Raw genomic sequence first — 14848 nt, 5'->3', positions numbered from 1 at the left:
AATATCCGACCTGATCGGAAACATGTGAGGAGCACATTGGAGATGACGAAAAAGACCCTTCTGGCGCTCGCGGCATGCGCCCTTCCCGCCGCATCGTACGCGCAGAGCAGCGTGACGATGTTCGGGTTGATGGATGCCGGCATCAGCTATGTCAGCAATCAAGGCGGCCACGGCGCCGCGAAGTTCGACGACAACATCTTCTTCCCGAACCTGCTCGGTTTCGAAGGCAAGGAGGATCTCGGCGCGGGCACGCGCGCGATCTTCCGGCTCGTCAACCAGTATTCGCTCGGCAACGGCTCGATCATCGGCGGCGGGCTGTTCGCGCGCACGGCCTATGTCGGGCTGCAGAACGACCGCTACGGCACGCTGACGCTCGGCAACCAGTACGAGTTCATGGTCGACGCGCTGGCCGCGAGCGGCAACGAGATCGCGCAGGATCTCGTCGGCCTGTACGGCTTTCGCAACGGCCCGTTCGACAAGCTCGCGTTGCCGAACAACCCGACCGGCGCATTCGACTGGGATCGCGTCGCGGGCAGCAATCGCGTGGCCAATTCGGTCAAGTACACGAGCCCGTCGCTGTCGGGCCTGACCTTCGGCGCGCTGTACGGTTTCGGGAACGTCGCGGGGTCGGTCGGCGCGAACAACACGGTCAGCGTCGGCGCGAGCTACGACAACGGCCCGTTCGGCGCGGGCGCGGCCTATACGAACCAGAAGTACGGTGCGACGGACGGGCTGCCGCCGACCAGCGTGCGCAACTGGGGCGCGGGTATGCACTACACGCTCGGCACCGTCACGGGGAAAGCGCTCTTCACGACCGTACGCAACGCGCAAAACGGCGCGGGCGCGTGGTCGGCGGAAGCCGGCGCCGCGTGGCGGCCGTCGCCGGCATGGGTGATCGGCGCGAGCTACACGTACATGAAGGGCAACGACACGCTCGACAACGCGCACGCGCACCAGTTCCTGGCCGCCGTCCAGTACTGGTTGTCGAAGCGCACGATGGTCTACGTGGCGGGCGTGCATCAGCGCGCAAACCACGGCAGCAATGCGCAGATCAACGGCGTGATGGACACGAACGGCGCGTCGAGCGGCGCGCTGCAGTCGATCGCGCGGATCGGGTTCAGTACGCGGTTCTGACGGGAAGAAAACAGGCGCGTTGCCGGGCTTTGATCCGGCAACGCGCCCGTCTGCACTCGACTCAGAAGCGGATCGTGACGGATTTCGGTTCCGTATAGGCGTCGATGAACGACGAGCCGTATTCACGGCCGATGCCGAACCCTTTCGCGCCGCCGAACGGCACGGCCGGGTCGACGAGCGTATGCATGTTCACCCACACGGTGCCGGCCTCGATACGCGGGACGTAGCGCAGCGCCTTCGCGAGATCGTTCGTCCACAGGCTCGCGGTCAGCTTCTTCGGCATCACGGATCTGCCGGTGCTCGTCGGCCGCGATGAACCGTTTCGACTCCTGACGGATACGCTGCATCGCGCGCTGGTGCTGACGCTCGGCTTGCTGCTGGCCCTGCACGTCGGCGCCGCGGTGAAACACAAGTTCGTCGATCGCGACGGCGTATCGGAACGGATGGGGATCTGAAGGAAACGGGAACACGTGCCGGCACGCGGCGCGTCATTCATCGGCCACTCAACGCGAGCCGCAGCGATTCCGGTGGACGATCTCGGGGTCGACGCTCGAATGCCCCGGCGAAATCCGCATCATCACCAGCTTTGCATCGCCGCCCGGCGTCGACCACAGGCTTATCTGCGTCAGGTCGGTCCCGTTCGACGACTTCAGCCAGCGCACCATGCGGACCTGATCCGGGAAGCAGGTCGTCGCGCCTTCGTTGTCTTCGACGATGGTCCCGTACGCTTTCAGCGTCGCACGCATCGCATCGACAGCCTGCGTGCGTGACACGGCAGCGCGCATCGCATCAGCCGCATCGTCGTAGATCGCGTCGAATGCCTGCGCGTTGAAGCGCTGCACCACCAACGCTTCCGCTCGAAGCGCGGCCTGCCTGTCGTCGGCGTAGTAGCCGAAATGAATGCGCGTGCCGAGCGTGAACAATGCGATGCCCGTCAGCGCAACCAGCGCCAGTGCGACCTTCCATGTGCGGCTCGCGGCTTTCGATCCCATGGTCGGTGACCTCTTACGAGATATCGGCGACGTCGTGCATGTCACACCGTCCCGCATCGGTTGTCGAGCCACGCGAATCCTCGATGCGCTGCCGGGCCTCGGCGACGATACGCAGCGATTCGCGGACGAATCCGTCATCCGTCGTCGCTTCGAGCAGCAGCGTGTCGGCGCGTTGACGCCGGTCTTGGCGGGGATTGTGCGGGAGGATGAACGTCATTTGAATTTTCCAAGGCGAGAAAAGCGAGAGCCGCTTCCAAAGCGTTCTCGCCCGGGCGAGCGGGCCGATTGTCGCCACTGAGCGCGCGGACCACAACACGCCGGTGCCGGAATTGACCATTGTTGACATGGGCCACGGCGCGCGAAGACATCGCGCGATGCTGTAGGTTCGCAAAAAAGGGGGCCTCTCCCGCCTATATGAATCAATGGCTTGAGCACCTTTTCTGAGATTTTCCCTCGCGAAAAATGGCAGAAAAGATGGTCTTTTCCTACAAAATTCGCAGAAAAGGTGGCCTCCGACGGAGTGCCACCTTGCAATCGTTTAAAAATCAACGGCTTGCGTGTAGGCTGAATCTCGCAAATGCTAGCCGCCAAGGATCAAGACGACTCCGCCTAAGCCGCATACCGCTTCTCGACGCGTGGCGGCATGTCGATCTTCTCCGGATACTCGCGCACGCGCTCCTCGGCATCTTTCTTCGATACGCCAGCCACGGCGCACCGGCCCATCACCATGCTTCCCGCCCGACGGCGTTGACTTCGCCCCAAGCCATCATATCGGCGGGCATAGGAGCTTTCGCGCCGCATTGAGCGACCAGATCGTCCAGCGAATACTTGCGACGAGCCGGCGTCAGCAACACGCCATCCGGGCGGACGTCGGCGTTCAGGGAGCCACCGACAGATGCGTTGATTTGCTCCAAGAGCTTGCTCGGCAGGCGCACTGCCGCGCTATTGCCCCATTTCTGAATCTTGAGTTTCATCTTGACCTCCTAGCGTTTGTCTATTTTAGATAAACGCCTTCGTGGCGGTAAGCATCCTGTTTCTAGAATGACTCTACGTCAAATCACGTTGCTCACGATCGACGCGAGCCATCGGTCTCTCGTCCTGGATTAGATCAGCAGCCAGCATGAAGAACCGCCCAACAGATACCGAAAACGAGCTCTCGACAATCTTCGCGATGCAATATATCGATCTCTATTCGCCGACGTTGGTGCCGATTTCCGGCACCCGTACATCTGGAGGGGTGATCAAAGTGCGATAAGGACGGAAGGACTCAGCGAAGGTATGCGAACCGCGATGAGCCTCATGTGGATTGCGAAACTGGCGGAATTCTGCCTCCGGCAAGCCTGGTGCGGTCCGAGTGGCATTATTGCGAACCCGATTCTGACGAAGCGGCCTGGGAGTTGCACCACCGTGTAACGTGACGGTGACCTGAGTAACCGTGTTGAGTGTCAACCTGTGAGGGGTTGATTGTGAGCATTCAGGTGGCGACAGACGATCGCATTGAGATGGGTGATGAGCTTGCGGATACAGGCGATTAAGGCCACCTTCTTGAATTTTTCAGCGTCCACCAACCGTTCGTAGAAAGTGCGAACGGCCGGGTTGAAACGAGTGGCGATGAGGGTTGCCATGTATAGCGCGCACCATACCTCGAAGCACCCGTCGGCGATGTGCCTACGGCCCCTGCTGGAACCAGAATCTTTCGCATAGAGTGCCCCGCCGACCCGGGCGCAGATTTGCCGCCGATTGAGATGGCCCAGTTCAGGCAATTCGGCATCAAGGTCGTCGCGGCGACACGACCAATACCTGGCACGTCTTGCAACAGCTTGGACATGACAGCGCGGTGCCGCTCAATGTGACTGAGCATGAGCCAACCATTAGAACGATCCCGGGAGGGTGAACAGTATGGCTGGCGATCTGATTCTATATCTAAGCAGTACTATTTATCTGCATGACACGGATACCGTCTTGCATGACATACACGTATACCGGTTGGCCCGGGTTCAGAAACAGCTGCTCGCGCACAATATTCCGGCGATCTTGCTGTACAACCCGGTTCGCATTCGCTATGCGACCAACACGTCGAACATGCAGGTATAGGCCGGGCGCAACCCCACACGCGACGTGATGATGTTCGCCACCGGCCGGATCATCGCGTGGGAGTTCCATAGCAGCGAAGGCGTATGGGACGACCTGAATCTCGATGTGGAACTACTTCAACACCGGCCCCGATGCGAAACAACGCGCCGAGACATGGAGCGCCGAAATCGTCGACGAGTATCCGCCGATCGCGCATCAGGTCAACTGGGACAGCGCGGGTTACGACGGCCGGTTCGAGGTCGGCATGACAGCCTGTGTCGAAAGCCACGTCGGCGCGGAAGGTGGCAGCCTGTCGGTGCGCTTCTTCAATCTCGGCTGGGCGAAGTCGCACTCGTTCTTTACCAGCCAGACGCCCGTAATGAAGTACAACCGCAACCTGATGCAGGCGATTTTGTGGGACCGTCTGAACATCGCCAAAATCGTCACTGTGACGGTCATTGATCTCGACCATGCACCGAGAAATTATGCAGAGTTCGACTCGGGTGTGCAGAAGAAATTCGTCACCGATCCGCACGGTAGTTTGAAAGCGGCCGCATGACGGGTAGATCAAGAAGCATCGACGATGAAGTGATTCCGCTGCCTGCCCCTCGCCCTGCATAAATATCTACCACAGTGTCCAAGCATGGCGGCGCCCTCCCGCCTGACTCGACCTACGATTGAGTGCTCGAAACAGGCTGATAGACATGAGTACGCTTGTGAATATGCTGGTGGTTCGCGTAGTACTCGTGCAGGTTGTGCACCTTGGCTGACCGGTGATGGAAACCGCGCTCTCCCCACATGAGCCACACCAGCGCCTTGCCGGACTGCGTCAAGTAGCTGTCAAGAAGGTCACGACGCAGATAGCTGAACGAACCATTGATCTCTGAGCCATACTCACCGACTTCACGGTACAGGGACGCCACGCCTGCAGCATCGTGCAGGTCCCATTTGTTGGCACGGTATCTGAGACTCAAAACCTCACAGAGTCGCTTAGAGGGCAAGCACGCACCGCTGTTCTGGTTCACCACGCTGTGGTAGCTCTCCCAGTTGTATTGCTGCACTGGAATGTCGATCGCGACACCATTGTTTGACCACCTATCAGCGGACACCATGTATTCGGTGCGGTCGCCCTCTTGCTCATCAGCAACAAGCAACCCCGGAATCGAGGAGAAAGGCATCTCACCCGCATAGGTATAGTAGTAGCTTGGCGCCTCCGGAATGGCGTCATTGCCTGGGTATTCCAGACCAGTGAACAACGTACACAGGCGGTCGACTTCTCCTCTGTCAACGATTACACCTCGGAGGAAGGTGAATACCTGTCGGTCATCAGCAGGAGCATTCTGTTCGAGGAACCCGTCAAGAACGACCCACGGCCCCGTCAGGTCATCAATCTTCGCGATTTCGAGGATGCCACGGTAGTCTGGTTCCGGACCTCTCACCACCCAGTCACCGGCACCCGTAGACTGACCGCCGAACAAGTCTGGGAGCGACAGGGCGATGCTCTCGGCCTCGAGCGGGAACGTCGGGTCGATGTCCACATCTGGGGGGCGAGCGCTGCGCTCCTCGGCAAGGAGGCCCTGCGCGTACCGGACACCCCACATCTCAAAGTAAGCGATCCAGCCGTACTTCTTCCCGTATCTGTCAATCTTGTGCTTGTCATTTCCCATACGAGGGCCGGAGTTCATTTGCCGATCAACAGCTTCAAACTGCTCAGGGTCATAGCCAAGCACCAGCATTCGCGAAACGATTCCCGGCAGCACCCGCTGGTACTCCGGGTTGCGGTCGTCGTAGTTCGACCGACCTGGAATCAGTCTCCCCATCGTGTAGTTGCCGAAGTCCATTCGAATCGCCGCGCGCTTCGCACGCTCGATCACCTCCGGGTCATACTGTGGCATATTCTCAAACGGACTGGGCAGATGGCTAAACGGTGGAAAGAGATGAGCTACTTCGTCCTCAGACAAACAAGCCGGATCAACCATCCTTGCGATCGCAACGATTCCCAGACAGTACTGCTGATATAGGCCATGCCAAGTCGGATGCGTCGCGCCAGGCGCGAACATAGCCTGATAAATCTCACGAGCAACTATAGGCAGTGCCTCACGCATCTCCGCAGCATTAATATCCGACCAGGTAGTCAGCACTGCGCCGTAGGCCGCGGCGAACATTCGCTCTGGGACGTACGGGTCTGAAACGGCAATTGCATCTACTGCCAACCGGAAAAACTCCCCGGGCCGCTTAACGGCGAATTCGTACAGGGTCTTGGTAGCCTCGTCCCGCAGGCTTCTGAACGTCGATGTAAGCGTCCACATCACCCAGCGCACCCGCCGAATCTCTCGCTCGTCTAAACCACCCGACTTCCATCTGGTCGACAGGAATTTCAAATCGTCTTCAACTTCATCCGCTCTCTCGCGAACCCACTCTGACCAGAAAAGATCGCGCTGCGTATTGGGCATGGCCAAAAGCACTCCGTGCAAGAAGTCCACGTCAAACGGATGCGCTCGCGCAGCCCTGATACTTCGAAGTCTCGCGAAGGCAAACTGCGCGAACTGCTTCGACTCCTGCATTGCGCGCGCGAATCGTTCCACCGTTTCCCGCCCGATGTGCCTTGGGTCTGATTGCGCTGTCAACAACAGAGCGTTCATGACAAGGTTCTCGTCCGACAAGTCTTGCCAAAGCGGGCGCCTGCCAGGGCGTTGCGGATACAGGTCAACCAGAGCCTGGAACACGTCATAAGCGAAGGTATGGGATCCGGGCGCACGGAATTCGAAGTGCACGTGTCCTTCATTGCTCTGCAGCCACTGCGTCAAGGACGGCCTAGCAAGCAGGTGGCGCGCCATCATATGTCCGGCCATCAAGTCGTATGCAAATGCGATTCCTTGGCCACCTTCTTCAGAAGTCGTTCGAACGAGGACGCCTTCGGACTCAAGCGCGCGAATGACGCTAACGTCCCAACGGCCCACGTCTTGAACTGCCGCCCGAGCAGCTTTGAACTCCACGCTTCTCGCATTACCCTCCCATAGAAGACCCGCGATCGTCAGTAGCGCATCTTGGACTTCATCTTGATAGATGCGATGCGCCGTTGATGAAAGCTCAGCGACTCGCTCGGCAACCTTGTTGAAGTGCGCTTCAAACAAGCCTGCAAGCGAACTGGGTAGCGCCTCGACCCCAACAATGTGCTGGCGACGATGGTTTGTCACCTCGCAGAAAATTCTCAGCGTCAACGGGTGCTGTAAGAACTCGATTGGTAGATCTGCGTCGGTAGTGTCGATCTTGTAATACTCAAAGTACTTGCCGATGGCCGTCTGTGGGTCTTCCTGGAACCCGTTGTGCTCAACTTGAGGAAACTCCTCTGGCAGACACATCTGCGCGAACTCATCGCGCAAAGTGACAATTACTAGAACGTACGGAAAGTCTTTAAGAAGCTCATCTGCACGGGCGAGCTCATCCCTCCAGCTCCTCGGGTCTTCCGCCTCATTCAGACCGTCAATGACAATGGGGATGCGCTTGCCCGCGCGCTGCCCCGCCGCATCTACGGCCTCAACGAGCCGGTCGAAGCTCTCCGCCGGCCTACCGGAAATCTTGAAGGCAGAGACGAGATCGTCAAGCCCCTGACCTGCATGAAGATTCTTGCCCAGCAGCAAGACACCACCAGGGAACTCTCCGTCCGCCTCGGTCACCTTGACGGCAAGCTCGGACTTGCCTTCACCCGCAGCCGCAAGTACAGCGAAAGCTCGAACACCGATCGACCGCTCCAGACTGCGCAGTGCCGACGAAACTGCGTGGATGTCCGCAACCAGATTCGCTGCTAACGGAGCTCCGTCGGAACGCGCCCCACGTAGCTTCGAGAGCAGCCTGTCGTAACGCACCGGCAGCGGCGGATTCAACGCCAGTATTTGTTGTACAGCGTCGAAGTCACCCTTGCCGAGCGCCGCGTGCAGACTATCAAGCAAGTCAGCCAATCCGGCGGCTCGAGCCAATAACGATTCGACTTCGGCCTTGATTTCAGTTTTGAGTTGCCCTGTCAGCGATGCAATGTCCGTACAGTTCCTCTCGAGAGCACTCGAGAGTTTCTTCAGCGATTCCCATGCACTCTGGCCGCCCAGACGCCTGAGTACCATCTCCTCTGCCCCAACGACAACATGAACTTCTGGCTGATATCGGCGCTTGAACGGCGCAGCAGCGAGCCTGTACTGCTCAGCAAGGAGTGCAGGCGTCAGAACGAGCTCGCCGAAGTAGGTTTCTCGAAGTAGCGCGCCCGGCCCAACCAAGAGGTCTTCGATGTCGGTTGCCGTTAGCAGTTCCAACTTCAACTCGGGGAAACGGTCTTTCTCAAGCGCGAAAAACCATTCTTGGTCCCCCTTTGTCAGCGTGTGGTGTGTCCAAAGCTTCCAATCGGTCACACTTGGGACATGCCTGCGCGTCTTCTCCATGCCCTCGATGATCTTGGTTCGGCGCGCGGCTCCCAAGTCTTGCCCGTTCGCCAGCTCATACCATTTGCATTGCCAACCAATCCAGCGTGGCGGTGCTCCGAGAGCACAAGACTCCGCCAGTTGGAGATGGAACTCCACACCAGGCTGGTTTGCGAGTTGCTTGAAGCAACCGAAACGCCCGTAGTGGCGGCGCACCAGAGCGCGGCAAAGCTTCTCGAAGTTTTCATCTGCTGCTCCGGGTAGCTCGCTGAATACATCCCAATTTGCTTCTGGCATCGACGTTCTCCCCGTCAGCTGGCGTTGTTGGAATCGGACGGGTAGTCGTGCGCCGAGAAGACTTCCACCTTCGCCCCAGCCTCGACGAAGATCTTCACGAATGCGGATACCTCAGCCTCATCAGTCGTGACAACGATTCGATCGTCTTCACGCGTGAGATGATATTCCGATACCAGTTGGCCAAGATCAACTGGCGCTAAGATGTTGAGGTTCAGGCTGCGCAACAATGAGAGCATGTCATCTGAAAATCTCTGATCCTCTGGTTCACCAAAAGAGACGGAGTAGTTTTCGTCTTTCGAAGCCTGGGTGCTGAGCCGCTCAATGTCCTTCTCGACCTTCTCTGCGTCTTGCACTCGTTTGAACCTCCCGATGAGAACTAGGTTCATCGAATGCTCAGACCCGTATCCGTTCCAAATCTTCATGATTGCGTCTCTCGCTTGATCTCGAAGGTATTTTTGAGTCGCTTAAGTGCCGACAGAACGCCGGCGGCTCCGATCTTCTCCCCGACGGGCGTGTAAGAACTCGCACGAAGCATGCCGGACGCGTCTATGTGCGCATATGCCCGAAGGCCTCGCTCATCGGGAAGCGGATCGCACGTAGGCAGCCCTGACGCACCCACCTCACTGACCGCAAGGCGGACCTTGCCTCTGTAGTTGGAGACCCAGTCCTGAAGTGCTTGGCTGATCACTCCGTCCACGCTTGCAACCGCGGTGGTAGCCTGCTGAGGAAGCAACAGCAATTCACTGGCTCCAACCTTTTGCGCGAGTTCGCTCATTGCATCAAGTTCTGCGACCGTGCGCTCGTTGACCACGACGTTGATCCCAAAGGGTGACAAGGTCGCAATGGACTCCATGCCTCGGAGCACGTTGGCAAACTGCTTCCCGCGCTGTTCTTCATAGGTGCGGCCTACGCCGTCAACGCTAATTCGTGCGAAGTGAATTGAGCCCTTGAGGCGCTTGACCAACTGTGGCGTCAGGCGATGACCATGAGTCGTGAATGTGACCGCGAGCTGAGTCTCTCCCGCAACCCGTTTGCATATGTCGACGAAGTCGGGATGTAGCGTGGGCTCGCCACCGCCAAATCCGATGCCGAGGCACCCCTCAATATCAAGTTCCTTCAACCAGCCGAGCACCTGGTCAGTATTCAGTGACGCCTTGTGCTTCGGCGCGTAACAGTACGCGCAGTGAAGGTCACAAACATTGGTGAGTGCAATGGATACCTGGCGGGGGGACATCGACCAAACCGCCTCTTCCGGGCGCAACTCGTCTAGCAGGACATTCAGACCGGAAAGTCGATCGAAAAGATGCACCCCGTTTGGGCCGATTCTGGACTTCATAGGGCATTGTCACCGAAAGCAGTTCTACCTTGAATGGGTATTTTAGCGTGTCGATGTTCCCGAGGCAGCCGTTGGCGCGCTCGTCCGCTAAGCGCCTAAGTGATGGATCAGGTCTAGGGTGACCCTGACCCAAGAAATAGTCCGGTGCAAAAGTAGAGAAATTCGGCATGATGTGTCCAAGCGGACACGAAGGCCATGCCATGAAGACGAGCAAGTTTACGGAAGAGCAGATCGCATTTGCCCTGAAGCAAGCCGAGCTGGGTACGAAGGTCGAAGAGATCTGCCGCAAACTCGGAATAAGCGAGGCGACTTTCTACAACTGGAAGAAGAAATTCGGAGGGTTGGGGCCTTCTGAGCTGCGCCGCTTGCGCCAGCTCGAAGAGGAAAACGCGAAGCTGAAGCGGCTCGTGGCGGACCTGAGCCTGGACAAGGCCATGTTGCAGGACGTACTCGCAAAAAAGCTCTGAGGCCTGCCCGTCGGCGCATGCTGATCGATGAATTGCGTGATCGCTATCGAACCAGCCTGACGAAGACTTGCGCGTTGTTTGGCATGTCCCGTTCGCTGTATCGGTATCAGTCGGTTGCGCGCGATTCGTCGGCGCTGCTCATGCGTATCAAGGAAATCACTGCCACGCGCGTGCACTATGGGTATCGGCGCGTTCACGTGGTCCTGCGACGGGAAGGCTGGCGAGATAACTGCAAGCGCGTCTACAGACTGTATCGGGCGGAGGGCCTTTCACTGCGGCATAAGCGACCACGACGTAACAAATCGGCTCGGCTGCGACAGCCCAAGCATATCGTGACCGCGATCAACGAAATCTGGAGCATGGATTTCGTTGCGGATGCACTGTTCGATGGGCGACGCCTTCGGACGCTGACCGTCGTCGACAACTACACACGGGAATGCCTGGCTATCGAGGTTGGACAAAGCCTGAAGGGAGAGCATGTGGTCGAAGCGCTGACGCGTATCACCGCCATGCGCGGGCACCCTGCCACGATCAAGGTCGACAACGGCAGCGAGTTCATCTCGAAGGCAATGGATCGCTGGGCGTATGAACATGGCGTTGAACTGGATTTCAGCCGGCCGGGCACGCCTACTGACAACGCCAAGGTCGAAAGCTTCAACGGGCGCTTCCGGCAAGAATGTCTGAACGCGCATTGGTTCTTGTCATTGGCCGACGCGCAGAGCAAAATCGACGACTGGCGCACGTACTATAACGAGGTGCGTCCCCACTCTGCATTGCAGTGGATGACGCCCGCCGAATTCGCCCGTCAGGCAAGGGAATCCGCCTCGCCTGACAACTCAACCAAGCCGGAAATCTCCACTTCCGACCGGGACTAATTCTGGGTCAGGGTCACAAGCCGGAAATCTCCACTTCCGACCGGGACTAATTCTGGGTCAGGGTCACAAGCCGGAAATCTCCACTTCCGACCGGGACTAATTCTGGGTCAGGGTCAGCGCCCCGAGGCAGCCGAAGCGGCTCCAGTACAAAGGCAAGGCAATGGTGAGTACCAGCCTCAACCTCGCACACTCTGCGACTATTTAGCTGACAGCATTGGCGACCATTTAAGGCGCAATTTTGAGCTGCGCTATTACGTTCTCGATGACGCCCAGTTCGACGACGACTTCCGCCCCGCTGCTGGCTATACCCCTTTACGTATGACACACGATAAAGGTCGCGGAGGCCGAGAGGTGCTATCCAGTCTGATCAAGGTCGATTTCCTGCATGCACAGCGGCATCTGTCGGACTCTGGTGGTGGAGCTCGATCCGAAGATTTGTCGCGGTGCTTGAGTCGTTTCTATGAAAGAAACCTCGAGAAACACGAGGAGGACTATGACGCCCAACGCGCGCTCTATCAGTCTGAGGCACTGCTCAACGATCATCTCGAACGTGTTTTCGGCCCGACACTCGAGCGGCTCTCGCATCTCGGCTATCCAGGCCTCAACAATCCCAAGCTGTTGATCAAGACCGCACTGAATCCTGCAACGATTTTGAGCAGCCATGATGGTGCTCGGGTGCATTACGCGGTTGGACCAGAAGTAGGCATAGACACGCAGACGACACTGCCGGATCGCTACAACGGCCTGGGGTTCAAGAACCTTATCTATATGGTGGTAGAGCTTCTAGACGCGCACGCCAGATGGCTAGATATAGAAGAGAACCGTCCGCCTTTGCATCTGATCTTCATCGAAGAACCCGAAGCACATCTGCATGCTCAGTTGCAGCAGGTGTTCATTCGGAAAGTTCTGGACATCCTCGATATTCCCGATGAGGATGCACCGCACTGCACCAGTCAGATTGTTGTTTCGACACATTCCCCGCACGTGCTCTTCGAGCGTGGCTTCCAACCGATTCGCTATTTCCGCCGCGTTCGCGAGGCCGGAATTCAGCGATCGGAAGTTCTCAGTATGGCTTCGTTCTATGAAACAGCTAACGACCCGAACGACCCTACTGACCGTACCCGGGATTTCCTCGAGCGCTATCTAAGACTCACGCATTGCGATCTATTTTTCGCCGATGCTGCCATTCTGGTAGAAGGTAACGTTGAACGCTTGCTGATGCCGCAGATGATTGCCAAGGTTGCGCCCGGCCTTCTGTCCACCTACGTGAGCATTCTAGAAGTCGGAGGAGCATTCGGCCATCGATTCAAAGGTCTTATCGAGTTCCTGGGGCTCACTACCCTGATCGTCACCGACATCGATAGTGTTATGGCGCCTGCGGCAGCCGATCCAGCAGCACCCGACGATGAGGATGATCCTGATGCCGATCCCGACCTTGAAGAAGCAGCCGAAGATCGAGCCGCAGTTCGAGGCGGACGCAAAGCATGCATGGTCAATGAGCCCGGAGCATTGACGTCAAATCAAACGCTAATCCAATGGCTTCCCGGGCGCAGCACCATCGCCGATTTGCTCAATGCGACCGTCGAACAGCACATTCAAGCCCGCACTGTTGCTAGCGATGCGTTGATCCGCGTCTCATATCAGACATCGGTGAACGCAAGTTGGCGTGGGACGACAGCGGCCATGGTCGGTCGAACATTGGAGGAAGCCTTCGCGCTAGAGAATCTGACCTGGTGTCAGGATGCGGCACGCGCTGAAATCCGCCTGCGCGTTCGAGGCTGCAACAGATTGTCCCTTGAACAGATCGCACAAAGTCTGCATCGCAAAATCAAGAGCGCGAATTTCCGCAAGACCGACTTTGCATTGGCGCTTCTCTCACAGGACCCATCCGCGTGGACGGTGCCAGCCTACATCTCGGAAGGTCTTCTCTGGCTCGAGCATGAGGTGGTTCCACATCCTCCCGAAATCGCGGCTCCTCCGATCAACGCAGGAGCAGTGGCATGACACTCCGTGCTAGCCAACCTGATACACCGGCAGATCTGGAACTGAGAGCGTGTCTGGATGAACGTCCTCAACGAAGCTTTGTCATGGTCGCAGGAGCTGGATCAGGAAAGACGACGTCGCTCGTCAAAGCCCTCACTCATCTTGCGCAGACACGGCGACGCGAACTCAAGATGCGCGGTCAGCGGATTGCCTGCATTACGTACACCGAGGTTGCGACCAAGGAAATTAGCGGAGATGTCGGAGATGACGAGTTATTCCATGTCTCGACCATACATAGCTTTATGTGGTCGGTTGTACGCCCGTTCCAAATCGATCTCAAGACGTGGGTGATCTCGCGCATTCACGAACAGATCGCTGAGGCGCGAGAACACTACAACAGACCGCGCACACGCCCCGCCACTCGGCAACGTTTGGAGAGGGAAATTGCTCGCCATGAGCGCCACCTCGAAGAGGTAGCACACCGAACGCACTTTTCGTATGGGGCGGGACGCGACTTCGCGCGAGGTGTCTTGGGCCATCCAGACGTCATTGCGGTTGCGGTGGAATTAATCGAGCAAAGCCAGTTACTACGCGACCTCATCGCCAGTCACTATCCGGTTCTCTTTGTCGACGAGAGCCAAGATACCCGTGCGGATGTTGTGGCCGCATTTCGCCTCATTGCCGAAACTACTCCTCTTGAGTTTTGCCTAGGCTTCTTTGGCGACCCAATGCAGAAGATCTATGCCGATGGTGCTGGCGCGATAGATGCCCCTGCTACGTGGAGCCAAATCACCAAGCCGGAGAACTTCCGGTGCCCGCAACAAGTACTCAGGATAGTGAATGGAATCCGCAGAACCGGTGATGGATTGGAGCAGACGCGCGGCAGGATGATGCGCGTTGACGATGTTTTGATCCCAGTCGCCGGGACTGCGAGATTGTTCCTACTGCTGGCAGATGAGCGTCGGTCGGCGAAGCTATCAAGGGTTCGCGAATGGCTCCGACGGACGAACAATGATGAGCTCTGGGTTAGCGAGGATCGCGCCGCAGACGTTCGAACATTGGTTGTCGTTCATCGTATGGCCGCGTCGCGCCTAAACTTTCCCAACTTGTATGCGGCCTTGAACGACAACTCTCCGCAGAATTTCAAAGAGGGTTTGAAAGATGGCAGTGCGTGGCCACTCCGTCCATTCTTGACATACCTACTACCGCTAGTGCAGTGTTCCGTTCTGTTTGGAACTTAAGCGACTGTTGGCGCGAATGACCTTCTGCAAGATGTCGCGCG

Annotated in this window: 11 protein-coding genes and 3 pseudogenes; 6 read left to right on the top strand and 8 right to left on the bottom strand. The window is 57.8% G+C overall.

Going from position 1 to position 14848, the window contains the following annotated elements:
• The first annotated feature begins 42 nt into the window (after window positions 1–42).
• Window positions 43–1134, top strand: coding sequence for a porin (locus tag BDO18943_RS36095; protein WP_175025949.1), 1092 nt, complete (start codon window positions 43–45; stop codon window positions 1132–1134).
• A gap of 61 nt (window positions 1135–1195) precedes the next feature.
• Here the strand turns inward: BDO18943_RS36095 and BDO18943_RS36090 are convergent.
• Window positions 1196–1414 (bottom strand): annotated as a pseudogene (locus BDO18943_RS36090) (aldehyde dehydrogenase family protein); the annotation flags it as partial.
• A 16-nt stretch (window positions 1415–1430) separates the two neighbouring features.
• Here BDO18943_RS36090 and BDO18943_RS36085 point away from each other — a divergent pair.
• Window positions 1431–1589 (top strand): hypothetical protein, encoded by a 159-nt coding sequence (locus BDO18943_RS36085; protein ID WP_175025948.1) that lies wholly within the window; start codon window positions 1431–1433, stop codon window positions 1587–1589.
• Window positions 1590–1637: 48 nt separating this feature from the next.
• Here the strand turns inward: BDO18943_RS36085 and BDO18943_RS36080 are convergent, their stop codons facing one another.
• The 4 genes and pseudogenes from BDO18943_RS36080 to BDO18943_RS36065 form a co-directional block, all read right to left on the bottom strand.
• Complete coding sequence (locus BDO18943_RS36080) at window positions 1638–2126, bottom strand: hypothetical protein (RefSeq protein ID WP_175025947.1); 489 nt, start codon at window positions 2124–2126, stop codon at window positions 1638–1640.
• Between the two features lie 13 nt (window positions 2127–2139).
• On the bottom strand, window positions 2140–2343 hold the full coding sequence (locus BDO18943_RS36075) for a hypothetical protein (protein ID WP_175025946.1): 204 nt from the start codon (window positions 2341–2343) through the stop codon (window positions 2140–2142).
• Window positions 2344–2848: 505 nt separating this feature from the next.
• Window positions 2849–3100 carry an AbrB/MazE/SpoVT family DNA-binding domain-containing protein gene (locus BDO18943_RS36070; protein WP_175025945.1) on the bottom strand — a complete coding sequence of 84 codons (252 nt, stop codon included), beginning with the start codon at window positions 3098–3100 and terminating at the stop codon, window positions 2849–2851.
• A gap of 471 nt (window positions 3101–3571) precedes the next feature.
• Window positions 3572–3987: pseudogene (locus tag BDO18943_RS36065) on the bottom strand (transposase); the annotation flags it as partial.
• 507 nt (window positions 3988–4494) lie between these two features.
• Between BDO18943_RS36065 and BDO18943_RS36060 the strand changes: the two are divergent.
• Window positions 4495–4758 (top strand): annotated as a pseudogene (locus tag BDO18943_RS36060) (formaldehyde dehydrogenase, glutathione-independent); the annotation flags it as partial.
• 112 nt (window positions 4759–4870) lie between these two features.
• Here BDO18943_RS36060 and BDO18943_RS36055 read toward each other — a convergent pair.
• The 3 genes from BDO18943_RS36055 to BDO18943_RS36045 are packed head-to-tail and all read right to left on the bottom strand — an operon-like array spanning window position 4871 to window position 10241.
• Window positions 4871–8905: an NACHT domain-containing protein gene (locus BDO18943_RS36055; RefSeq protein ID WP_175025944.1), complete on the bottom strand. Its 4035-nt coding sequence runs from the start codon at window positions 8903–8905 to the stop codon at window positions 4871–4873.
• A gap of 14 nt (window positions 8906–8919) precedes the next feature.
• A complete protein-coding gene (locus BDO18943_RS36050) occupies window positions 8920–9327 on the bottom strand; it encodes a DUF6375 family protein (RefSeq protein WP_175025943.1) in 408 nt (135 codons plus the stop codon).
• The gene (locus BDO18943_RS36045) at window positions 9324–10241 is read right to left on the bottom strand and encodes a radical SAM protein (protein ID WP_175025942.1); all 918 of its coding nucleotides are present in this window, start codon (window positions 10239–10241) and stop codon (window positions 9324–9326) included. Before BDO18943_RS36045 ends, BDO18943_RS36050 begins: the two co-directional genes overlap by 4 nt.
• A 200-nt stretch (window positions 10242–10441) precedes the next feature.
• Between BDO18943_RS36045 and BDO18943_RS36040 the strand changes: the two genes are divergently transcribed.
• From BDO18943_RS36040 to BDO18943_RS36030, 3 genes are all read left to right on the top strand, one after another.
• Window positions 10442–11583, top strand: a protein-coding gene (locus BDO18943_RS36040; protein ID WP_175025941.1) for an IS3 family transposase whose coding sequence is annotated in 2 segments (ribosomal slippage) — window positions 10442–10694 and window positions 10694–11583 — 1143 coding nt in all. Because the reading frame shifts where the segments join, the coding sequence is not laid out codon by codon here.
• A 351-nt stretch (window positions 11584–11934) separates the two neighbouring features.
• Entirely contained in the window at window positions 11935–13587 is a 1653-nt protein-coding gene (locus tag BDO18943_RS36035) for an ATP-dependent nuclease (protein WP_235996281.1), read from the top strand.
• Window positions 13584–14807: a UvrD-helicase domain-containing protein gene (locus BDO18943_RS36030; RefSeq protein WP_235996280.1), complete on the top strand. Its 1224-nt coding sequence runs from the start codon at window positions 13584–13586 to the stop codon at window positions 14805–14807. The genes BDO18943_RS36035 and BDO18943_RS36030 overlap by 4 nt, the downstream gene beginning before the upstream one ends.
• The last annotated feature ends 41 nt before the right edge of the window (window positions 14808–14848 follow it).

The organism is Burkholderia aenigmatica (genome assembly GCF_902499175.1).
Taxonomy (GTDB): domain Bacteria; phylum Pseudomonadota; class Gammaproteobacteria; order Burkholderiales; family Burkholderiaceae; genus Burkholderia; species Burkholderia aenigmatica.
Note: the sequence above shows the minus strand (reverse complement) of the source record. Positions and strands in the feature narration are given on the sequence as shown.

What these genes read in the sequence shown, in the direction of transcription:
- BDO18943_RS36075 (WP_175025946.1), bottom strand. Translation starts at nt 2,343, where the DNA reads ATGACGTTCATCCTCCCGCACAATCCCCGCCAAGACCGGCGTCAACGC.
- BDO18943_RS36050 (WP_175025943.1), bottom strand. Translation starts at nt 9,327, where the DNA reads ATGAAGATTTGGAACGGATACGGGTCTGAGCATTCGATGAACCTAGTT.
- BDO18943_RS36055 (WP_175025944.1), bottom strand. Translation starts at nt 8,905, where the DNA reads ATGCCAGAAGCAAATTGGGATGTATTCAGCGAGCTACCCGGAGCAGCA.
- BDO18943_RS36080 (WP_175025947.1), bottom strand. Translation starts at nt 2,126, where the DNA reads ATGGGATCGAAAGCCGCGAGCCGCACATGGAAGGTCGCACTGGCGCTG.
- BDO18943_RS36070 (WP_175025945.1), bottom strand. Translation starts at nt 3,100, where the DNA reads ATGAAACTCAAGATTCAGAAATGGGGCAATAGCGCGGCAGTGCGCCTG.
- BDO18943_RS36030 (WP_235996280.1), top strand. Translation starts at nt 13,584, where the DNA reads ATGACACTCCGTGCTAGCCAACCTGATACACCGGCAGATCTGGAACTG.
- BDO18943_RS36045 (WP_175025942.1), bottom strand. Translation starts at nt 10,241, where the DNA reads ATGAAGTCCAGAATCGGCCCAAACGGGGTGCATCTTTTCGATCGACTT.
- BDO18943_RS36095 (WP_175025949.1), top strand. Translation starts at nt 43, where the DNA reads ATGACGAAAAAGACCCTTCTGGCGCTCGCGGCATGCGCCCTTCCCGCC.